This window comes from Dorea sp. D27 (genome assembly GCF_001185345.1).
GTDB lineage: Bacteria > Bacillota > Clostridia > Lachnospirales > Lachnospiraceae > Extibacter.
In genome coordinates this window covers 529,065-551,885 of the sequence record NZ_KQ236744.1, presented here as the reverse complement: position 1 = coordinate 551,885, position 22,821 = coordinate 529,065, and the positions used below count along the sequence as shown (strand labels likewise).

At 50.0% G+C, this 22,821-nt stretch carries 18 protein-coding genes; 3 read left to right on the top strand and 15 right to left on the bottom strand.

Features of this window, described 5'->3' with window-relative positions; all coding sequences use genetic code 11:
- Positions 1-171 precede the first annotated feature (171 nt).
- Positions 172-444, top strand: coding sequence for a CD3324 family protein (locus HMPREF0980_RS09070; RefSeq protein WP_049728814.1), 273 nt, complete (start codon positions 172-174; stop codon positions 442-444).
- A 643-nt stretch (positions 445-1,087) separates the two neighbouring features.
- On the top strand, positions 1,088-1,654 hold the full coding sequence (locus HMPREF0980_RS09065; RefSeq protein WP_049728813.1) for a DUF1062 domain-containing protein: 567 nt from the start codon (positions 1,088-1,090) through the stop codon (positions 1,652-1,654).
- On the opposite strand, the gene HMPREF0980_RS09060 is transcribed toward HMPREF0980_RS09065, so the two are convergent.
- Positions 1,641-3,215 carry a response regulator transcription factor gene (locus HMPREF0980_RS09060; protein WP_207643607.1) on the bottom strand — a complete coding sequence of 525 codons (1,575 nt, stop codon included), beginning with the start codon at positions 3,213-3,215 and terminating at the stop codon, positions 1,641-1,643. The genes HMPREF0980_RS09065 and HMPREF0980_RS09060 overlap by 14 nt on opposite strands.
- Positions 3,216-3,237: 22 nt before the next feature.
- Positions 3,238-5,031 (bottom strand): sensor histidine kinase, encoded by a 1,794-nt coding sequence (locus tag HMPREF0980_RS09055; RefSeq protein WP_198146220.1) that lies wholly within the window; start codon positions 5,029-5,031, stop codon positions 3,238-3,240.
- A 214-nt stretch (positions 5,032-5,245) separates the two neighbouring features.
- On the opposite strand from HMPREF0980_RS09055, the gene HMPREF0980_RS09050 reads away from it, so the two are divergent.
- Positions 5,246-7,657 carry a vWA domain-containing protein gene (locus HMPREF0980_RS09050; RefSeq protein WP_049728810.1) on the top strand — a complete coding sequence of 804 codons (2,412 nt, stop codon included), beginning with the start codon at positions 5,246-5,248 and terminating at the stop codon, positions 7,655-7,657.
- Positions 7,658-7,748: 91 nt separating this feature from the next.
- On the opposite strand, the gene HMPREF0980_RS09045 is transcribed toward HMPREF0980_RS09050, so the two are convergent.
- From HMPREF0980_RS09045 to HMPREF0980_RS08985, 13 genes are all read right to left on the bottom strand, one after another.
- Positions 7,749-8,747, bottom strand: coding sequence for a Gfo/Idh/MocA family protein (locus HMPREF0980_RS09045; protein ID WP_049728809.1), 999 nt, complete (start codon positions 8,745-8,747; stop codon positions 7,749-7,751).
- An 87-nt stretch (positions 8,748-8,834) separates the two neighbouring features.
- Positions 8,835-10,577, bottom strand: coding sequence for a dihydroxyacetone kinase subunit DhaL (gene dhaL, locus HMPREF0980_RS09040; protein ID WP_049728808.1), 1,743 nt, complete (start codon positions 10,575-10,577; stop codon positions 8,835-8,837).
- Between the two features lie 39 nt (positions 10,578-10,616).
- Complete coding sequence (locus HMPREF0980_RS09035; protein WP_049728807.1) at positions 10,617-11,180, bottom strand: SIS domain-containing protein; 564 nt, start codon at positions 11,178-11,180, stop codon at positions 10,617-10,619.
- A gap of 13 nt (positions 11,181-11,193) precedes the next feature.
- Positions 11,194-12,078: a sugar phosphate isomerase/epimerase family protein gene (locus HMPREF0980_RS09030; protein WP_049728806.1), complete on the bottom strand. Its 885-nt coding sequence runs from the start codon at positions 12,076-12,078 to the stop codon at positions 11,194-11,196.
- Between the two features lie 54 nt (positions 12,079-12,132).
- Positions 12,133-13,134 carry an ABC transporter permease gene (locus HMPREF0980_RS09025; protein WP_049728805.1) on the bottom strand — a complete coding sequence of 334 codons (1,002 nt, stop codon included), beginning with the start codon at positions 13,132-13,134 and terminating at the stop codon, positions 12,133-12,135.
- 20 nt (positions 13,135-13,154) lie between these two features.
- A complete protein-coding gene (locus HMPREF0980_RS09020) occupies positions 13,155-14,636 on the bottom strand; it encodes a sugar ABC transporter ATP-binding protein (RefSeq protein WP_049728804.1) in 1,482 nt (493 codons plus the stop codon).
- An 84-nt stretch (positions 14,637-14,720) separates the two neighbouring features.
- The gene (locus HMPREF0980_RS09015) at positions 14,721-15,707 is read right to left on the bottom strand and encodes a substrate-binding domain-containing protein (protein WP_049728803.1); all 987 of its coding nucleotides are present in this window, start codon (positions 15,705-15,707) and stop codon (positions 14,721-14,723) included.
- A 128-nt stretch (positions 15,708-15,835) separates the two neighbouring features.
- Positions 15,836-17,254, bottom strand: coding sequence for a sugar ABC transporter ATP-binding protein (locus tag HMPREF0980_RS09010; RefSeq protein WP_049728802.1), 1,419 nt, complete (start codon positions 17,252-17,254; stop codon positions 15,836-15,838).
- Positions 17,229-18,278: a sensor histidine kinase gene (locus HMPREF0980_RS09005; RefSeq protein WP_049728801.1), complete on the bottom strand. Its 1,050-nt coding sequence runs from the start codon at positions 18,276-18,278 to the stop codon at positions 17,229-17,231. The genes HMPREF0980_RS09010 and HMPREF0980_RS09005 overlap by 26 nt, the downstream gene beginning before the upstream one ends.
- A 9-nt stretch (positions 18,279-18,287) precedes the next feature.
- Positions 18,288-19,892, bottom strand: a complete 1,605-nt coding sequence (locus HMPREF0980_RS09000; RefSeq protein ID WP_049728800.1) for a response regulator transcription factor — start codon at positions 19,890-19,892, stop codon at positions 18,288-18,290.
- Positions 19,893-20,075: 183 nt separating this feature from the next.
- Positions 20,076-20,822, bottom strand: a complete 747-nt coding sequence (locus HMPREF0980_RS08995) for an aspartate/glutamate racemase family protein (RefSeq protein ID WP_049728799.1) — start codon at positions 20,820-20,822, stop codon at positions 20,076-20,078.
- Positions 20,823-20,842: 20 nt separating this feature from the next.
- A complete protein-coding gene (locus HMPREF0980_RS08990; RefSeq protein WP_049728798.1) occupies positions 20,843-21,910 on the bottom strand; it encodes a 2,5-dihydroxypyridine 5,6-dioxygenase NicX family protein in 1,068 nt (355 codons plus the stop codon).
- Positions 21,911-21,983: 73 nt separating this feature from the next.
- Positions 21,984-22,805, bottom strand: coding sequence for a carbon-nitrogen hydrolase family protein (locus tag HMPREF0980_RS08985; protein ID WP_242847369.1), 822 nt, complete (start codon positions 22,803-22,805; stop codon positions 21,984-21,986).
- Positions 22,806-22,821: the final 16 nt, after the last annotated feature.

Here is a 22,821-nt window from a genome sequence, read left to right as displayed (position 1 = left end):
CTGGCGCGGTTATGGTATACTATAAGATATATAAAGATAAAGGAGGGACGTACGCTTATGCTTAATCCTATCCATCGCGCTGCTTAGCAAAGGCTGACGCAGCTGCCTGATACGCAAACAATGTGAGATAGCCTTTGCTTTTCCAGTTAATACGAGACGAAGGAGAGCAAGATGCGCTATAGAAAAGCTGACCAGATACTGCCGCCAGAATTACTTGAAAAGGTACAAGAATATGTCGATGGCACAATCCTGTACATCCCTAAGACGGAAGAGCATAGAAAGAACTGGGGAGAGGGGACGGACACACGGGACGAGCTCAGGAGCCGGAATGCCCGAATCTATTCGGATTACCTGACCGGTGAAAGCATGAAGGATCTGTCATCAAAATATTACTTGTCACTGAAGAGTATCCAGCGGATTATCGGACAAGAGAAAAAAATGTAAGTTTAAGTAAAGTGGCGGCGCGCGGGGAGCCGGGGGGCAGATGCTCCGATGCGTACTCGCCATTGCCGCAAGAAGAGCCGAAATCAGACAGGGCATGTTATCTCGAATAACATCCACATATCTGATTCCGGCTCTTCTCATATTAGGATTTCTTTTCGGAAAAGTGTTTAGCTTGCTTAGCCTTTTATCACTATGCTGACACAGCCAAAGCGCTTCCATCAGCCAGTTACGTCACACAGCCACCCCCGCCCGTGCCAGTAAAGTAGATAGCCGCTGGTGAGGCAGGGGGCAGATGCGCAGGTATAAGCGGGAGGGACGGAGAATCCTCACCAGATTCCTTGGCCCGTGGGGTGTGAGCCGCTATCGGCGAACATTCCACGGGCTTAAGAATCTGTGTGATAGTCGCAGTTCCCGGACGCATCGGAGCATATGCCCCCTGCCTCCCCAGCGGCGTCCCACTTTACTTAAACTCCTATTAAAAGATACTGTTATGAAAACTGCTGGTAATGATTGTACGCTTTCCGATTAGGCATCCTCCATTGCCTAATCTTTCCGTGTCTCAAGTTCCTTTATAAAACGTGTATTCGGTTGGACATACCAGACCGTGATGCTACAATTTTACAGAACGAAAGGACTGTGTAAATTGAAGAGAATCGTGTGGTATATCCAATGTGAACTGCCTGCCGTACTCAGACACTGCAAAAGCTGCGGCACAAAAAGAGAATATAGGTGCTCCGGTCAGTTCCGTGTGAATGCGCAGCGGAAGCATCTTGACATATGGCTCATCTACAGATGCCCGCACTGTGACGCGACGTGGAACCTGCCCATCTGCTCCCGCATTAGTTCCGCCGGCATAGATTCTGACCTCCTGGAACGTTATCACAACAATGACTGGAAGCTGGCCGCACAGCATGCTTTGAACATGGGGCTCCTCCGGCAGAATGGTGCCATCCCCTGTACGCCTGCGTTCACGGCAGCCGGGGAGAATCCTCCCCCCGGCGAATCCGTAGAACTGCATCTGATGAGCGAGCACCCGCTTCCCGTCAAAGTGTCTGCCGTGCTGCGCCAGAAGCTGAATCTGTCCCGCGGTATGCTGAATCAGCTTATCGATAACGGGACGATAAAAGGGGCGCCCGGGATAAATGTACTGAAACAGAAATTGGACGGCCATATAACCGTGACCGTCCAGTACGATGCTACCGGCTTATGAGCTTTTCCCGGTATCCTCTCGGCGTCTCTCCCGTCACCTTCTTGAACACGACGGAGAAGTATTTGGGATTGCTATAGCCGCACAGCTCTCCAATCTCCTGTATCGGTATGCTGGAATCCTCCAGCAGCTTTCTCGCTATCTTTATCCGTTCGCCGGTGAGATACGCGCTGAAGCCCCCGCTCGTATATTTCTTAAAGAGCGTGCTTACATAACCGGACGTCCGGTTAAACTTTTCTGCCACTGTATTCAAATCCAGCTCCTCTGTGATGTGTTCATCCACGAAATCCAGCATCTGCCGCATCAATGCCTCATTCACGCTCCCGCTGTCATCACAGAGCTCTTTGAGAAGCTCGACCCGTTCTTTCAGCTCTTGGCCTGCCTCCCCGACGGACCAGATGCAGGAAAAGCTTTTGTATTTCTCATCCCATACGGTCTTTCCGGTCTGCTTCCGTGCCATCACGAGATTGATATGGTTCTGTACCTCTTCGTATTCCTGCTCCAGCACCTTCAGCACCCGGCGGGTTTTCCCGGAATATGCCAGCTTTCGGAACCGGTCCAGCATATCAAATATATTGATGTCATCAATCGGCTTCATTCGTTTTACCAGCTCCGGCGCTTCAGGCTCTTCTCCTTTTTCCAGATCCTGGTAGACGCACACACTGGCTCCTTCTTCAAATATCTTGTAGTCAGCCGCCAGCATGGCATGCCGCAGAGAGACATGAAGCTGGATGGAGTCGAAGGCTATATCGCCGATTCCCGCATATATATCCGTCTTGCAGTACTGTTTCAAAAGAGACAGCGCTTCACGTACAAGCTTCCTCTTCTGTTCCAGCAGGGCGGTCTGGCTGTCACCTTCAAAGATGGACACGACCATGCCCGAGCCGTACACTACATTGACCGCCTTCTCCTCATCCAGGCGAAGCCCCCAGAACTCATCGAGTATATTTTTCACGACAAAGTCTATGTATTCCTGGTTGGCCGGCGTGACCCTGTACTGCACCGCCACGCACATATACAGATGGGAGTCGAAACGCATGCCTAGTTCTTCGAGCTGGATAAGATAGTTCCTTGCCTCGTCACTGCTCGTGCATTTCAAAAGCCCAAGCAGAAAATCCCTCTTAAGCTTTTCCATGATTCTCGTGTTTTCGCTTCTTTTCAGATATTCTTCCCGGTTCCTCTGTCTGGCCTGCCGGATATCTGTTATGTAGGAATGTATGAGCTCCACGAACTCAGTTTTTTTAATCGGTTTCATGACGTATTCTTTTACGCCAAGCTTTATTGCTTTCTTGGCGTATTCAAAGTTCTCATATCCCGACAGGATGATTACAGGGACATTGACGTTGATTTCTTTCAGCCTCTGTATGAACTCCAGACCGTCACATCCGGGCATGCTTATATCTGTTATGATAAGTCCCGGCGTCTCTGTCCTTGACTTTTCCAGTGCCTCCAGGCCGTTTCTTGCCTCTACGAACTCTACTTCCTCCTTGAGGTTGCCGGACAGTATGGCTACGATACCCTTCCGTATGAACTTCTCGTCATCTGCAACTAATATTTTAAACATCTTCATCACCCATTTTCATCACCTACAATACGATTATAATGCGAATTACCGTTCCTTCGTGCAGCTCGCTTTCTATCATCACTTTGCTGCCCTCCCTGCATATCATCTCTATCCTCTGCTTTACGTTCAATATTCCGATGGATTTACGCTGCTTCTCCGTACACCGGATCTCTTTGTTCTCATCCAGGCATCTCTGAATCCACGCCACCTTCTCCTCCTCGATGCCGCACCCGTTGTCATGTATGGCAATCACAAGCCTGTCCTCCTCTCTTCTTGCGGTTACGCGGACTTTCCACGGCGGCATCTTCGTCTTAAACGCATGGCTGAAGCAGTTTTCCACAAGCGGCTGCAGTATCATTTTGGGGACAATCACATCCTCAAGCCCGTAGTCACATTCCAGCTCATCTTCCAGGTCATCTTCATATCTCATGCGCATGATATAGAGATAATTCTTCAGATTCTGCCATTCCAGCTCAAATGCCACTTCGTTGTTTCCCCACTTGATGCTGTAGCGGAAAAGTTCTCCGAGCACAGCCAGGCTGTTCCCCATCATATAGTAGCCGTCAATCTCGCACTGCATGCGCATATTTTCCAGCGTATTGTATAGAAAATGAGGATTGATCTGTGCCTGCAGCGCTTTGATTTCGGCATCTTTCTGTGCCTGCTCGTTCCGTACCTTCTCTTCGAGGACTTCATTCAGGTGTGCCACCATCAGATTGAAGGAACTTCCGATGCGGGATATCTCATCTGATTTGCCGTCCTCCGGTATGAGGACGTCAAAATGACCTTCTCTTACCTTGCCCATCATGACGTCTACGACTACGAGGCGGCTCAGCATGTTGCTGATGACGAGGTAAGTGATGATTCCCATCACCCCAAGACACATCACGGTGATGAGCAGTACGCCGATGACCATATGGAAGATATTGCTGTAAATGTCATCCCGTGAAAGAAGGGCAATATTGATAAGCCCCGTATTTGGGCATACGGTGTAGGACATCCGGTAGCTCGCCCCGTCAATGTACAGTTCTTCCGTACCCTTATCTTCCTGTATCCGGGTCATGATACGCTTTTCAAGCTCACTGTCCCTGTTCCCTGTATTGATTAGTATATTCTTCTTCCGGTCCGCCACTATCTTGGTTATTTCGGAATCGTCATTGCGCAGGCTCGTCACGTCCATAAGCCGGTTGATATCCACATCTGTCTCCACCACTCCTATTACATCTTTCGTCCCTATCGCATATACCTTCTTATAGATAGGAAGGACATAGACATTGGCATTGCCGACTTTTATGTGCTTGGTATCGAGGGTGGAAAACACAAGCTCTGACTCTCTGACGGCTCCGTAGACCGCCCCTTGCGTGTCTACCGTCACCTCCGCGTAATATGGCTTCTCTTCCAGATTCTGAAGAGGGAACTGCCAGTCCGCCTTCACCTGGCTATTGGAGGAATAGAGTCCGATGTTTCCAAAAATATTGGAATACAGGTAGCGGTTATTGATCAGTTCTTTCTGAACGCTGGATGTATAATAGTTGATTTCCCGCTGGCTCAATTCGTTCTTGTCATTCATAAAATAGGAAAATTCCTGCCGGTAAAACAGCTCGTCCAGCATGACCTCTGCGTCTGACAGCGTCTCATCAATCCTGCCCTGCATGCTGCCCAGTACAGACGTCAGTTTTCCGTCCGCAGTCTCCATTGAGGTCTTCTGATACATCTGTATGTATATGATACAGATAATGAATATCGGTATGAGAAGCAGCAGCATCGTGGCAATCGTCATCTTCCATACCATGTTCAGTCCATAACGTCTCTTCATCCTTTCACCTCTCTCCATCTTTTTCCAGTATAACACACAGTCCCGCCGGATAACAGTTCTGTGCGGATATGCGTTCTGCATCCAATCATTCACGCGCCACATTCTTTTCGATACTATAGTATTGAATGGAGGTATTGCTATGTCAACTACTAAGACATCTTGTCCCTACCAAGGTCCCGGAATGCAAAATCCGGTAGACGTTGGAGGTTATGATATGATTCGTCCTACAGAAGATCCCTCAGACCCGGATTACTGGATTACTTCCGGTAATACGACCGTCTATGATGCAGGATATGACGATGGCCGGGGCGGCCTCATCCATTTTCAGGACCGGATCCGGATATCCAAAGGGGCATCGGACGGATGCTCCTCGACGGTCACGCTGGATGTCGAAGCCAACCCGCTCGTATACTCTTATTACCCGCCCCACTCGCTGGATGTCATATTTGTGCTGGATGTAACCGCCAGCATGATGTCCGGCGGAAGCCGTAAGATGGCGCTGGCAAAAAGGGCATTGAGCCAGACGATCCAGCTGCTCTGGCAGCAGAATAAGGAAACACGTGTCACCATCGTGCCATTTGCCAGAGACGCATATGTGCCGCTGCCAGGCGGCGGGCTTTCCTATGATTACCTTGGGACGCTGTTCACATGGCGGCGTTCTACGACAAGCGGCAACCGTATCGGACAGATTCTCGGCTACCGCAATGGATCATATGTCTCTACTACAGATATTCCGACTTATATGGCACAGTCTGCTCCCATTGCAGCGAGTACCGAACTGAGTCTCTACAACTACTACAATTATTATAAAATACAATACTCTGATATCTATGAGGATGACGGCACCCCACGTACGGATTCGGTACTGTCCCGTTACCTGTCTGACGTATACGCTCAGAATCCTGGCGCATACGCCGGCAACTTTATCCAGAATGTTGCCGCAGGAACGCCTCTGGACAGCACGCAGCTTCCTTACAGCATGAATGACACTGGATATGAAAGTAATACGGTTCTGGATAATCTTATCTGGGCCATTCCCTATGGGGAAGATACGAACACAGAAGCAGGTCTAAACGAAGCGTACACCCTCTTTACCACGCCCGGGTTCGCCCAGTCAGATGACCTTCGCCGCCGTGCGGTTATCTTAATTACCGACGGCCAGGCAAACCGGTCTGTCAATCCCGGATATCCTGGTAGATATGCAACACCAGGCAGTACTGACAGCGACTATTTTCCAAGTATGCCCGGGGAACCGTGGCGTTACTTTATGTACTTGCAGCAGACTGTTAGCAGCCTCATCTCTGAAATTGCAAACCGGTCTGCCACATCAGAAGAGCTTGTCCTTGCTTTAAAGCGCGCCTGGGAAACTGCCGGAAGGATCAAGGATCCTGCTGGCGGCAACGCCTCTGTCTTTGTTCTCGGCATAGAGATAGACGCCCAGTCACCCGGACCTTACACGCGGGAGGATGTGCTGGACATCATGCGCACAATCGCCTCTACCGGCTCCTATCTCCACGAGGCAGCCGAGGGTGGTTCTGACAATCCTATCATAGAAGAGCTGGAACGGCTTGCCAGGTATCTGTTCATCCTGACCGGAGGGCCCCAGGTTACGATTACAGATACGGTCAATACGGCTCTCTTCGATTACGTACCCGGTTCAATCCGTATCACCGGAGAACAGGATGGCATAAAATTAAAGTCAATAAGCGCTCCTGACATTACGGATCCTTTGGATCCAGATTATACCGTGTACACCAAGCCGGCTCTTCTGCCTGATATCAGTGATGCAAATGTACAGGACGGGGTGGTTACCGTCGGTCTGGGAGAAGTTCCTTATCCTCCTGTCTCACCGGACAGCCGGACACGGATCCGGGTCACCTACCGTATTGAAAACAAAGGGCCTGCCCACGGTTCCCATCTGCACACAAACAACGATGAAGGGACACTTGTCTCATTCCAGGAGGCGAATCATCTTGATGCCGCCTCAACGGAACTCACATACGATAATCCGACGCGGATACTTCATTTCCAGACGCCGGTCATATCGTGTCACTCCGGCTTTACTGTAGAAAAATTCGTGGGCACAGAAGCAGATGATGTAATATACAAGTCACTATCCGTATCCGCCTGCCAGGAAATCTACTACCGTGTAATCGTCCACAATTATACCGATGTTCCAATGCACTTCCCCCTGCTTTATGAGGTGCAGAATGTACGTACCGTACAGGAAGCACGGGCAAGCACAAGACGCCGGATTCTGGCAGAGGACTTCACCGTCCCGGCAGGGAGCTATCAGGAATTTACATTTCAATATATAACGAACTGCAGCGACACCGTCATTCCGGATTTTGCTATTCTGGAGACCGGAAACGGCATATTATATGACAATGCCGTCATAGCAGTAAAAGAAGGCTCCGCCCACTATACCGTGCAATATCTGAACCGCTGCACCGGAATACGCATCTGCCCGGATAAGCTCGTGACTGGCGCTGATCCCTGCAAGCCTATAGATGCCTGTAGCCATATACTACGCCTGCCCTGCTGGAAATTTGTCTGCGCCTGCCCTTACCGTCTGGACCTGTGCGAAGGAGATAATATAATAAAGCTCTATTACGTTCCAAGATAACGAATTGGGGACGGAGGAAAATTCAATTTCCTCCGTCCCCAATTCATTTTAGGGTGTCCCCATTTTTCCATTTACAGACAGTACCTTATTCCTACCGTCCTGCGTCTTCCAGCGCCCTGTCCAGTATACGCGCGTTCCGAAGCGTCTCTTCTTCCGACACGAGCGGGCGCTCCCCGTCCAATATGCATCTGCCGAACTGTTCGATTTCCAGCATATAGTTGTCGGGACACATGACTGTGTATTCCGTCTTCTCTTCATCCAGCACTTCCACATTATCCACACAGGCACCTGTGGAAACTGTGAACTTGCATATATTTCTACAGTTGAAGTTGCATGGTACTTCTATCCTGCCCTTCTCCCCTACGACAGCATAATAGCCTCTCGCATAAGAATTCAGAGAGGAATATCCTGCAGCCTGGATGCCGTCACTATATTTGAGCAGGAACGTATTACTAACGTCCACCCCATATTCCTTATCCACCTCGGCAAATGCCTTGACATCTACCGGCTCTTTTCCAATCAGATAGCTTATGACATTGACATTATAGCACGCCATATCATAGAACGCTCCGCCGCCCAGATTCTGATTCATCCTGATGTTGGACATGTCGTGAAGCACATCCGTCAGATGGGATTCTATATACTTCACTTTGCCTATGGCACCCTCATCTATAAGCGCCTTCACCTTCTGCACGAGCGGACTGTGCCGGTAGGCAAATGCCTCCATGAGAAGCACTCCGTTCTTCCGGCACACCTCATACATCTTCTTTGCCTCTTCTTCATTCATAGCTAACGGCTTCTCGCATAAAATATGCTTTCCGGCTTTTGCCGCCTTTTCTGCCCATTCATAGTGCATAGAGTTGGGAAGCGGTATGTAGACAGCTTCCACCTCATCGTCTTCCAGCAGCTGTTCATAGCCGCCATAGGCCTTTTCAGCGGAGAATAATTCTTTGAATTCCTCCGCTTTGCTGCCGCCCCGGCTTGCGACGGCATACAGCCTCGCATTGTCCGCCTGAAGCAGCCCCGGTATCGTCCTTATCCTGGCAATCCCGGCACAGCCTAAGATGCCCCAGTTTACTTTTCTATTCATCAACTTTAACCACCTTTCATCGTTGAGGTCCGTTGGGGACGGGGGAAAACTCATTTTCCCCCGTCCCCAACTCGTTTTAGGGTGTCCCTATCTGCCTTCCACAAATTCTCGCATCCCCTGGAAAATCAGCCATACGGAGGTCGCGCCTGCATCCTGGTGACCGATTGCCCGCTCCATTAGTGATTTGGCTCGTCCGAATCTGGCAACATACTTTTTCGTATCTTCCATGCCCTGTCTCGCTGCTTCTTCCGCAGCCCTCAGCATGTCGAGAAGGCTGCCGGACGCCTCTTGCTCCATCGCCTCTACCGCGGGAGCAAGCGCGTCCACCATCGTCTTATCTCCCACCTCGGCCCTGCCGCGTTCCTGGATGGCGATGAGGCTCATCCGCTCCATCTTCGCCAGGTCTGACGCTGTAAGCACTTCTTTCGGCTTCATGCCCTTAGCTCCCGCCAGATAGAGGCTGCCAAATATGACGCCGGATGCGCCGCCCATTGACATGAGCATTGCATTTCCCGCCGCTTCAAATACTGCATATGCATTTGTCTCGTCCTTCATCTGCACCAGCTTTTTCTTTGCTTTCTGCATCCCTCCGGCCATACCGATTCCATGGTCGCCGTCTCCGATTACGCTGTCGATCTCTGTAAGATACGGCTTGGCTGCGATAATCTTATCCGCGATATAAAGCAGCATATTTCTCGCATCAGCGGCACTTAGCTCTGCAAGTTCACCGTCTTGGCTCCTTACGATTACCGCCTCTTTTACATCCGTTTCATCAAACTCAGGCTCTTCTTCCTCATCACGGTCTCCGTATTCGCAGACGGCACCCGTCAGCTCGCCCTTTGCATAATATGGGGAATAACACGGAGCGTCATAATACCGTCTCAGCTCCTCATCCAGCTTCAGTATAGTGATGGAAAATCCGCCCATCTCCATACAGGTGCAGTACGTCTTTACCTCTGCATCGTGCACCTTCAGCCCGTCTGCCGTCATAAGTCTGTGCAGGTCGTAATACACGATGTTCAGCTCCAGGAGCGGTGTGGATCCAAGTCCGTTCACAAGGACCGCGATCTCATCTCCTTCTTTCAGGTCCATCTCTCTTTTCAGCTCTGCATACATTCTTCCGACCAGCTCATCTGCCGGCTTCATCTTCGTCCTTTCGATGCCTGGCTCACCATGGAGCCCCATACCGAATTCCACTTCATCGTCCGGCAGCTCGAATGTCGGCTTATCATTGCCCGGCAGCGTTCCAGGAGACGTTGCAAGACCAATCGTATTGATATTGTCCCTCGCCTTTTCGGCGATACGCACCACCTCATCAAACGCAAGACCTGCATCACAGGCCGCTCCCGCCGTCTTGATGACAAAGACGTCTCCGGCAATCCCGCGGCGGTCTGTGACCCTCTCCTTCGGCGCCGAAGCGCAGTCGTCCCAAACCCGCACATGGGCGGTCTTTATGCCGTCTGCACGGCAAAGCTCTTCTGCCATATCAAAGTTCAGATTGTCTCCTGCATAGCAACCATAGATGAACAGGACTCCTTTCCCCTGGTCCACAGCTTTCGCCGTCTCATAAATCAGTTCGGGATTCGGGGAGGCGCATATATTGCCGCAGGCGACGCCGTCGGCCAGCCCGGCTCCGCAGTATCCGGAAAACAGCGGTTCATGTCCGCTTCCTCCGCCGATGACCAGCGCAACCTTATCCTTTCTGTGCCCCCTGTATTTAAACGCATTGTACTCGCCGATTTTTTTGTAGTAACGCCTGTATGCAGACAGATATCCGGCAAGCATCTCTTCCACGACATGATCCACGTCCGCATTCAATATCTTTTTCATCGCACCTCTTCCTCCTTATAGTTCCTCTCTCCACGTTCTTTATTCCACGTTCCTGTGGCGTCCTGACATCTTCTCAAATGTCAGCCCCGGCGTCTCATCCACGATGGTCATCACTATCATGTCAAACACGATGAGCAGGCACTGTTCAAACAAGTTGCCCATCGGCTGGAATGACGGAACGACATCATCCGTTCCGCGGTACACCGCCGCCGGTACAAAGAATACCTTGTCTGCCACGCGCCTGGCCGTACTTCCACTCGGGGAACCGGTCACGACGTATATGAGCGCACCCGCTTCTTTGGCCCTCTCGCATATATAGTTGATATGCCCGATGCTGCCGTCTCCCAAGGTGGCTATCAGCATGTCGCCTTCTCCTATGGAAGGCGTCGTGTCATCCCAGATCCAGTGGATTTCTTTGCCCATATGCATAAGCCTCATGGCAAATGCTCTCGTTGCCATCCCCTCGCGTCCGACCCCGATGAGGAAAATGCGGTCGTGACGTTTCACCTCATCGATAAATTCCCGCATTGCCGTCTGATCCAGCTTTTCAAACACCTGCCTGTATTCCGAGAGCATCCGCTCGTACATCTCTTTATATTCCATGCTGCCGCCTCCTCTAGTCCAATTCTCTGTGAAGATAGTCCATCGTCTTTTTCATGCCCCCGTACACTGCATCATCGTCGTCTTCAAATATTGTGACAACTTCCAGATACTGCATGATATCGTCAAGTCCGGCCTTTGCAGTGGCATGCCTGATGAGTTCCGGAGTAACGATACCTTCCCTTGTAAAGTCCCAGTGACGGTCCCACTGTCCATCGGTCTGCTGGAGATGGATAGAACCGATATACGGAGCACATGTGCAAAGCCATAGTTCAATATCCGCCTCTTCTTTCAGCAGCGGCTTATAAAGCGCATGCCCCCAGTCTACGAGCAGCCTGACCGGAATGTCTGTCCCTTCCAGATCTTTCATCATCTTCACGGACACCTCCGGGCTGTGGGGAAATTCCGTGATGAGCGGTGTCGCCTCGATATGTATCTCTTCAAGTCCTCGTTCCTTCCCGTAGGAGGCCAGCCGCCTGACATAGGCAAGCATCTCTTCGTATAGTTCTTCCCGCCTTTCAGGGCAGCGGGCGTCATCGTATGACATGCCCCCTACCGGTGTTCCCATGACCTTTGCCCCCATCACTGCCGTAAGGTCGACAGCCCGTTTGAAAAAGAGGAAGGCTGCCTCTCTCTGCTCCTTTGAAGGGGCGAGAAGATGGGCATATGAATAGGACGCCAGCCCCCCGAATGTAGCATCTATGTGCACGCCCTCTTTTGCAAATGCTTCCTTGTAGCGGATTGCCAGCACATCCCTTAATTCTTCCGGCCACCACGGGTCGATGAGGTCCCACGTAAACTGCACGTGGTCCGTGCCAAAGTCCTGCTTACACATACGAGCCAGCTTATCCGGCTCTAAAAAACGCTTCACAGCAAATGACAGATTTAATCCAAGCTTCATAATCAATCTCCTTTCCGAATATGGACCGCACATCGTGCAGCCCATATATGAATCTTAGCCAAGCTTTATCTTTCTCTGTTTTCTCTCCCGCATTATCTCCGAAATAGAGCTGAAGGATATGGCGATAACGACTACGATGCCGCTGACGGCTGACTGCCAGTATACATTGACGCCGAACAGCACGATCATATTCTGGATGATACTGATAATGGCCGCACCGATGAGCGCGCCCGCAGGATTGCCGATGCCGCCGGTCAGGGATACACCGCCGATAACGGATGCTGCGATAGAGTTCATCGGCCAGTTTTCACCGATTGCAGACTGTGAGGAACCGAGCCTCGCCACGTACAATATCCCTGCCAGGGAAGATATGAGACCGACGATAGCGTATATCATCACTCTGATCTTGTCTACCTTGATGCCAAGGATCTTAGCAGCCTCACGGCTGTTACCGATGGCGTAGATGTAACGGCCGGTCTTTGTCTTCTTCACCATGAATATGATAAGGATGAGTACCGCCACACAGAATACGAACGGGAATGGCACCGGGCCGAGGTTCCCTTTGCCAAGTATGTAGATATCTTCCGGGATTCCTGTAATCGCTTTCCCTTTTGTCAGCACAAGGTTGATGCCCCCGTAAACCCCTTGCATACCAATCGTGGCAACCATGGAATTCAGCCTCAGCTTTGTAATTATGAGCCCGTTGATACAGCCGAACACAAGACCGAGCAGAAGCGCAAGCGCGAGCGCCAGCCACGGGTTGATTCCATAATTCACCATCATCATACCTGCAAGGATGCCGCACAGGGACGCTATCTTCCCCACCGACAGATCCAGCTCGCCGATGAGCAGAAGCAGAGACTGGGCGATACCTATCATGCCGATGAAAGCCAGGTCTCTGATGAGCGACTGCAGGTTATACATATCCAGGAAATACGGAGAAGCTACACTTGCAATAATAATCATCAATAACAATACGACGCCGATAGCTGTCATATTACTTTTCTTCAACGCATTTACGAAGACGTTGTTTGTTTTTGTTTTCTCTTTATTCATAATAAACGACTCCTCTTTCTCTAAGAATTTACTCCAATAATAGCACTCAGGATTGCTTCCTTGTCCGCCTCTGCATCATACTCTCCGGCTTTCTTCCCTTCGTACAACGCAATGATTCTGTTGGAACACTTTTTTATCTCCTCCATCTCTGATGATATGAGGATGATACCGATACCTTTTTCCTCTGCCAGCTCCTTCATCAGACGGTATATCTCCGCCTTCGTGCCGACATCGATTCCCTTCGTCGGTTCATCGAACACGAGCACCTTCGGGCTGCAGCACATGGAACGGCCGATAATGACCTTCTGCTGGTTCCCTCCGCTCAGGAACTGAATCTCTTTTTCCGCATCCGGCGTCTTGACATCATATGTATCGATAATCCTGCCCGCAAGCTCGTCTTCCTTCCTCTTGGAGATGCCAAAGCCGCTCTTTAAGTCCTCCAGGGACGAGACGGATATGTTCTCGCGGATAGACAGGACCGGGAGGATTCCCTGCTTCTTCCTCTCTTCCGGGAGATAGATGAACCCGTGGTTAACGGAATAATTCGTATCGCCCAGTTTCCAGTCCTCGCCGTCCAGCTTCACGCTGCCTGAGTATACAGGCAGATAACCGAAGATAGCCTGCATCAGCTCGCTTCTGCCGGCTCCCACCAATCCGGAAAATCCCAGTATCTCTCCTTTTTTCAAAGTAAAGCTCACATCCGTGAACCGCTCCCCGGTCAGGCGGTCGACTTCCAGCAGAACTTCGTCTGAAACCTTGTCAGAATAAAATACCTGCTCCTGGTCAAGCTCTCGTCCTGTCATCTGCCGGATTACCCACGGTATATCTATCTCTTCCAATTTGGAATAAGCAACCTTCTTTCCATTTCTGAATACTGTCAGCACATCGCCAAGGGCAAATATCTCTTCCAGCTTATGAGAAATGAATATGATTGCTTTATTTTCTGCTTTAATTTCTTTTACAATGTCAAATAATATCTGTGTATCGCTCGTCGTCAGGCTGGTCGTCGGTTCGTCCAGCATAAGCACTTCATAGTCTTCATGGACAGTGGCTCTCGCAATCTGCAGCAGCTGCTGCGCAGATACAGATATGTCCTTCACAAGTTCATCCGGCTTTACCGGTATGCAGAACTTCTCAAGCAGCGGAACCGCCTTTTTCTCTAATTCTTTCTGGTTTACTATTCCTTTGAGGCCGGATTTCTCATAGGGGAGAAACAGATTTTCGGCAACTGACATATAGCCGAACAGATCAATCTCCTGGGGCACGTATGCCACTTTGTCAAAAAGCACTTTATTCTTCAGCGCGTCTTCCCCGCCTATCAGGACCTGCCCTTCTTCCGGCTCATATACTCCTGTCAGACACTTGATCAGCGTACTTTTCCCCGCACCGTTCTCACCGATGACGCAATGGATTTCTCCAGGCTCAAAGGATACATCTACCGAATCAAGCGCGACTACGCCCGGAAATAATTTCGTAATATTTTGTGCCTCTAATACTTTCATAGACATGCTCCTTTTAAAAAAACGAAGGGCGAGTAACTTGAATTAATCCAGTCACAAGCCCCCCGTTTTTAGTCATTCTGATTGTTATTCACTTACTGTTTTGATCCATTCATCGATATTGGTCTCATCAATGTATGCAATGCCTGTGTCAACTTTCTGCGGAATGTCGATTCCGATGGACTGCTGCCACATCATCAGAACTGCCATCGAGCCCTGCATCTGAGGTATCGTGGAAGATGTCGCAGAGATCGTTCCGCTCTTGACATAATCAAGGATTTCAATCAGGTTATCCATTGCAACAAATGTCACTTCGCCGGCTTTCCCTGCTTCCTCGATTGCTGCCGCCACACCGGAGCCGCAGGCGTCGCAGTTCAGATAGCCTTTCAGGTCCGGGTTGGCTGCAAGAACGGCTGCTGCCTGGGACTGTGCTTCTTCTACGTTGTCATTGTCAATGCCGCCGTCAATCACTTCTATATTCGGATATTTCTTCAGCGCATCCAGGTGTGCCTGATATCTTTCTGCATGGTTCGGGGCAGATGGGAAGCCTTGCATTACTGCAACCTTTCCTTCTTCTCCGATAAGTTCCGCAAGTTTATCTGCCGCAATCGTTGCCTGTTCTTTAAAGTCATTGCCTACGCTCGTGAGTCCGCTGCCTTCCGGTGACGGTGCATCAAAGAGAACGACCGGAATGCCCTGGGACTGGATTTCTTCTATAACAGCCTTGCTTCCTTCGTAGTCTACCGGGTCGATAGCAATACCGTCCGGTTTTGTTGCCGCTGCCTGTTCCATAACAGAGTTCTGCTCTGCCACGTCTGACTTGGACGGCGCACGATAGTCGATCTTAACTTCCACTCCCAGCTGATCGGACAGTGCATCTGCCTGAAGCTGTGCACCTTTGTTGACTTCGTCGAACCAGGCATGGACGCATTTAGGTACGACGACAAATGTCAGGTCCTCGCCCTTCTTTGCCTCTCCCCCCGATTCTTTCTTGGTTTCTCCGGAATTGCATCCTACCAGCAGTGCAGTAACCATGACTGCTGCCAGCAGAACGGATAAAACTTTCTTTTTCATGTACATTTCCTCCTTTATGTTAGTTCTTTCCTTGTTGGAATGGTTTTATTATACATGTGGGAAAATCAGATTCCAATGTGACAGGATTTAGATTAAGTGTGAACATTTTAAGGCCTTGATCAGAATATCTAATCAAGGCTTATAATCTTATCCGAGATGTCCTCGACATACTCTTCTCTGGACTTCAGTATGATTACCGCTGTTCCCCTGTTTGCAAACTTCTTGATGTATGACTTTACTATGGATACCCCGTATACGTCGCACTGTGCAAATGGCTCGAAGAGTACAAGTACCTTGGGATTATAGATGTACCAGCGCTCAAGCGTAATGCTGATCAGATCGTTGATTTCCAGGTCTCCGGCTTCCATGTCCGGCATCACCGCATCACTGTCCATATTCTGCTTCAGCATCTTCGATATCCTTCCGGACGATATGATATACTCTACGGATGATATCTTTCCGAGTGATGGGAGCAGCAGGTTCTGCCCTGCAGACATGCGGGTGAACACTTCCTCTTTGCTCCCCATATGCATGACCGATACGATTTTCCCCTGTACGAATCCACTGAAATCACCAGACGCATATTCCTTCGAATCGATGATGCAGTAATTGTCCCTTCCGGGCTTCCTGCCTGAGAGCACGAGGAACAGCCTCTCCTTTTCTTTGCCATCCAGCACGAGAAACGTGACTACCTCTCCCTTAAAAAAGTTGAAGTCTCCTTTTCTTCCGTCTTTCAGTTCCAGCCCCCTCACCCGGTATACTGTCTTTTTTTCTTCGCTTTGTTCCAGCGTATAGCTGTCCATGTCCTGCTTTTTGGATTTGATCGTGCCGCCGAGCAGAAACTTTTCCAGATGGCTGCTGTCCTGTATATAATCCTTGCTGCACTTCTTCACGATCCGCCCCTTTTTCATGATGATATATTTATCGGACAGTATCGATAAGACCATGTCCGAATGGCTGTTTACAATGACTGCCATATTACCCTTCGCCAGCCTTTTCATCACATGGGCGAATTCCCCGATCGATTCCGGACGCATACCCTCGAACTCGTCTTCCACTATGACAATCCTGGCTCCGTGGCTTCTCGCTTTCACCATATCTGCAATCCTTTTTTCCAGTTCCGTTAGCTCTTTCATTTTCCTGGAGACATCAAACGGAATGCCGAGCTCTTTAAAGTACGCGTCTGTCTCTTCCTCCAGATGCCGCCTGTTCCAGAGCATCTGAAACCAGCTGGAGTCTACAAGCCCTATATATTCTGCTACCGTCCAGTCATCAATCAAATAATTAGATGCCGCGATACGGTATACTTTCTGCACCAGTTCCTCCTGATCCGACATCTTTGTACCATCCACATATATGTTGAGTCCGCATATATCCGCCTCTGCCTCGCCGCACAGCAGGCGGACGAGCAGGTCCTTGCCCGAATAGGTCAGCCCGAGGAAGCCGACGCTCTCCCCTTCCAGGATGCACATGGAGAGATTCTCCAGCTTTCTGTTCCCGGCATATACGTAGTTCAGGCTGTTAATCCGAAGTATTTCTCTCTTCATCTTCTAATCCACCGCCCCTTTCATATCCGGCCGGGACAGTGATTTCTACATCCGTGCCCTGACCTACGGTACTGTATACGTTTACCCCATACTCTTCTCCAAAAAGCAGCTGGATCCTTTTGTGGATATTCGGCAGAGCTATCCCTGTATTCCGCTGCCGGCTGCCGCCGTCATCCAGCTGCATATCCTGTGACTGGATTCTGGCGTTGAGTTCTTTCAAATCTCTGCTTTCTATCCCTTTTCCGTTGTCTGAGATGGTAACGATGAGGTTGCTTTCCGTGACGATGACTTCGATAATCACCTTGCCCCCTTCCAGCTTTTCCTCCAGCCCGTGGAAAATGGCATTTTCTACCACAGGCTGGATAATCAGCCTCGGGATAAGGAAGTCATATGCCGCCTCATCTTCCTCATCTATGATGATCTCCATGGAGAAGCGGTTATTGAAACGGTACCGCTGTATGAGCATATAGTTGTTGATATTGGCTAGTTCATCGCGCAGCGTGACAAGATTCCCTTTCCCGCTTATGCTGTATCTGAAAAACGCAGCGAGCGCTTCCACCATCTTTGCGATTTCAAGATTGTCGTCCATCAGCGCCTGCCCCCGGATGGATTCCAGCGTGTTATACAAAAAATGGGGATTGATCTGGCTCTGGAGGGCGGTGAGCTCGGTCTGCTTGTCGAAGATCTTCGCGGAGCTCTTTCTCGTACGCCGTTTGGCAAACCTGTCGATAAGCCGTTCGATCTGTTCCATATAGGGGACGCGTCCCGCCACCTGCTTCAGTTCCATTTCGATGTCTTCCTCTTCCCGGCTGTCTCTTTGCGCAAAGTAGGCAAGCGTCTCGGCAAAGGTTTTAAACGGGATATAGACAGCCGCAGCGAGATAAATCATGATGCCGGTCTGGAACAGCATGACAGACGGAATCACGGCACGGGAATATCCGTATCGTTCCATGAACAGAAAAAGCAGGAGCAGGAATACCATTTCGCTTATGATTATAGTTCTTACTCTTTTGACCAGTTTCATATTCTCCTCCTAAGAGTGCAGCTTACGGTAGAGGGCGGGCTTCACTCCGACTGCTTTGGCAAATGTCTGGCTGAAATACCTGGAGTCCTTATACCCGACGCTCTCACCGATGGCCGCTATCGTCTCATTCGTACTGCAGAGCATTTCCTTCGCTTTATCCATGCGCACGTTCATGAGGTAGGTGCTGAAGTTCATGCCTGCCTCTTTTTTGAACAGGACGCTGAAATAAACCGGGTTCAGGCCAATGACTTCCGCGATGTCTTCCAGAACTATCTTCTCATTATAGTGTTCGTCTATATACTGCTTTGCCTGACGTACCGGCTTGACGGATTCGTCCCAGACGGCCTCCCGGTTCATGTCAAGATAGCTGCCCAGCTCTGCTTTCAGCAGGTTCTTAAGCTGCGTGACAGAATAGCAGTGCTGGCAGCTGCCGCTCAGCCTTTTTCTCGTCTGGCGCGACTCTTCCTGATTCAGGTCCATATATCCGAAGAAAAGCTCCACAAGCTCTTCCGCAACTGTGTAACATTTTGAAAAGTCGATATCCTCTCGCAGCATAAAGCTGCTGTATATCTGGTTCAGGCACTGCTCCATCTTATCTCTCGAATACACTTCCAGGCTGGCCAGGAAGGCTTCCTTGTGCTGTTCCACCGGGTTGTCCTCCTCACCGGTTCCGCTGCCTGAAAGTGCATCCGCATAAATGAGCCTTCCGGTCCCCATCTTGATACGGTTCCCGACTGCCCGGTTGGATTCTTTGATAGAAAAACGTATCCCCCCGAAGTCTGTCTTCTCTGTCCCGACTCCAATCGTCACCTCATACTGTTCAAATCCCATCAGATATTCTTTTATCTCCGACAGGATATCGTTGATGCTGTTCTTGATGAGCTTGGCCCTGCTGTAATCATAATTGAAAAGGCAGTAGATATGCAGGTTCTCCTTTTCACAGATGAGCACTTCCTCCGACACTTCCTTAAGGATACCCTCCACTATGGTCACGACCCGCTCCACGGTCAGCCTGTCCTGTTTCCTGTCACTCTTGCTGTAATCGACATAGTCGAGCTTGATATCAATTCCCCGGTAGACTTCACCTTCCAGCGCTACCCTGGCATCCTCCATCTCCACCGCATCGTCCTGCTCGATGATATTTTTCAAAAAATCGCGCTTGATAATCTGCCTGCTCTCCGTAACCTTCTCCTGAAGCTCCTGTCTCTCCTGAAGCTGGCGCTCCTTCTGGAGGAATTCCTTATGTATCTTCTTAAGCACTTTGTCCAGTTCGTCCTCACTGATCGGCTTCAGCAGATAATCATCCACCCCATACTGAAGCGCACGGTGTGCATACTCGAACTCTTTATACCCACTTATCACGACGAACTTGATGTCCCTGCTTATTTCACGCGTCATACAGATCAGATCCAGGCCGTTTATCTTGGGCATCCGTATATCCGTAATCACGATGTCCGGCCGTTTCTCCTTGATAATCTGGAACGCGGCCTCCCCATTATCCACGGCATCTACAAACTCCATATCATACTCGTCCCACTTGATCAGCTTCTTGATTAACATCCCAATCCTAAATTCATCGTCCACAATCAGTACACGCCATTTTCTATTCTGCATTACAAACACCTTTCATCTAATACCCACCGGCATCAACATTAATTTATTATGTTATATTATAATGGTTTAAAAATCAATAAGCAACACGGGAATCTCTGGGGACACCCCAAATCGAAATAGGGACACCCTGAATCGAATTGGGGACGGAGGAAAATTAATTTTCCTCCGTCCCCAATTGCGTTCCTAATTTATCCCCCATTCTTCCATCTCTTCCTCGGGCGGCCGCTCATACAATCCCTGCCTGCTGAAGCGCCAGCCTGTCCGTTCCTGGACTTCCAGCAGGTATTCTGTATGTTTCAGGCTTGCAACCATAGAATCTATGACTGGTACCTGGAACTCTTTCTGTAATTCTTCATAGAAGCCGAACTGCATGCTGCAGCCAAGGATTATGACTTCCGCCCGGTCTGTTTCAATTGCCGAGCGTATCTCCCGTTTCATCCGCCTGACAGTCTCTTCTTCATTCTCGTGGAAATCCAGCACCCCCATGCCAAGGCTCCGGAAGGATGCAAGTTTACTTTCCAGCCCGTATCTGTGCACGTTCTCCTTCATCTGGGGAATCCATTTGTCTCTTCCCACTATGACAGAAAACTGGTTCCCAAGCACAGCGGCCAGGTGCATGCTGGCTTCGCCGGGCGCCGTAACAACTATCTTCTGGCTGATCTCCCGGGACGGGTATAAAAACGGATCGTCAAAGCAGCTGATGATTACCGCATCGAACCCATCCTTCTCTGCCCTTTTCACTTCTTTTAAAATGCCGTCCCCTGCGATGGCCTGATAATACTGGTATTCCAAATGCTTCGGGCCTGTTTTGAGGCTCCGCACTTCGAGTTCCGTGTTCTCGTTCCGATATCTGTCCAGATAAGATTGAATCATCGGGTTTAAATCACTGTAAGCAACTGCTTTTAAAAATAAAATCCGCCTTTTCCCCATATGTACTCCTCACCTGTATGCTAGTATCCTGCGATTCCCAGTTCCGCGCAGAGCTTCTTAGCAGCAGCATCTACAAACACGCCGTCTTCCTCAAGTTTTTCACCATCCAGGATAATAGTAGGGCGCAAAACCGTTCCATCCGAATGTGAAGCAGCACTCCAGTGTGCGCCGCCAATCTTGATACCCTGGCTTCCGATTCCAAATTCCATACAGCCGAATACCCTTTCATCCTCTACGATACGCCCCGTCACCTTCCTTACTCCTGGATTAAATCCCTGCGAGTAATGTGCAAGGCGGAGCATATTCGGATCATCAAAAGAGTACAGCCAGTTCTTATATATTTCTGCCTCCGCTCCTCCTGTCACGTCCACGACACGTCCTTCTTTGAAGTCGATGCAGATCTTCTCTCTCAGGACACCCAGCGTATCCGGCGGAAATACGGCCCCGTCAAATACGAGCCTTCCCTCGATAGATTCCTCCACCGGACACCAGCTTGTCTGGCCGGTGAGCATGACCGGATACCCTTTCTCTGTCGCTTTGATTCCAGAGTGGCGCACCTTGCGCCCACCCATGCTGCCTCGAAGATCCATGCCTTCTTTCGAGAGCAGATGGATCTCCTGCGCTCTCTCCAGCCGGTATTTGAAATACTCGCCCAGTTCAATCACCTTGTCGACATTCACTTTGCCGATGCAATTTACCAGCATCTCCGTATCGAGCCCGGTTGCACAGATGTACCGCGCGCCATTGTCGTCCACCGCCCTGCGGTAAGCCGGCCCGTGCATGATAGATGCATAGGTCAGCTCGATCCATACATCCGCTGCTGCGATGGCATCGGCAACAGGCTGCGGAGGATCTGCATAAAATCCTTCTGCCGTCGGATAATAGACGACCGTAGGGACTGTTTCTATCGTATAAGCCGCCTCTGTCAACGCGTGGACCACTCTCTCATCCACACAGGTATCATATGTAATCACAAGATTTTCACCCGGTTTGCAGAGCATGATATCCCGTACCAGTTTCATCGCCGCCCTGGCAAGCTCCATCCTTCGATATTCCTTACGCATTTCAACTCCAAGATTCCACTCCATATTATATCCTCCTGCTTTTTCAAAGCGGATACCCGCAGACGATAAAACGTCGGCGGCTGACTTCACACTGCCCTTACAGCGGCTTCGCTGTAAGAAGGCTATAATGTTCCAGATTCTTATCCGCATATCTATAAGTTTCATATTTTTGATATATGTGGGGCAGCTTCATACCGTCCCATTCCAGCCTGTCTCTGACGTTCTGGATTTCCTGCTTGGACAGCTGCAATTCCACATATCCTTCTCTGTCATCCTCAATCGCACATAACACGTTTCCCGCCGGTCCCATTACAGCCGTGCCGCCGCAATACCTTACGTCCCCGGAGGCACGGTTCAGCGCGACGGCATAGATCTGATTCTCCGCCGCCCGCATCCGCGCGCAAAGATGTAGTAAATCTTTCCAGCCGTCAATCCAGGCGCTCGGATAGACGATCACGTCTGCCCCCATATTGGCCAGTGGCGTGGATATCTCAAAAAAGCGCATATCCGCACATATGAGCACGCCAATCTTCCATCCTCTGTAAGGAATCAGAATCAGTTCCTCCCCACGGGTGAAAAACCCACATTCCTTATCCCAAAGATGTATCTTTTTATACGTGCCCAGAAGCCTTCCCGTCTCATCCCACATACATGCCGCGTCATAATACGTATTATCCTCTTTTATGCAGATACCGGCCAGAATCGCAGTATTACATTCCTTTGCCAGCGCAGAAAAAAACAGCTTCTCATCTTGGGAATGTTCTGCCCTGTAAAAATCATACCCGCTTATACAGAGTTCCGGGAAACACAACACATCAACCTCCCTCTTTGCATAGGCCGAAGCAAGTTCCCTGATATGTGCGCAGTTCTGCTCTATTTTGCCTTCTGTGACCGACAGCTGCACCAACCCTATCTTCAACAACGCCATCCGCTCC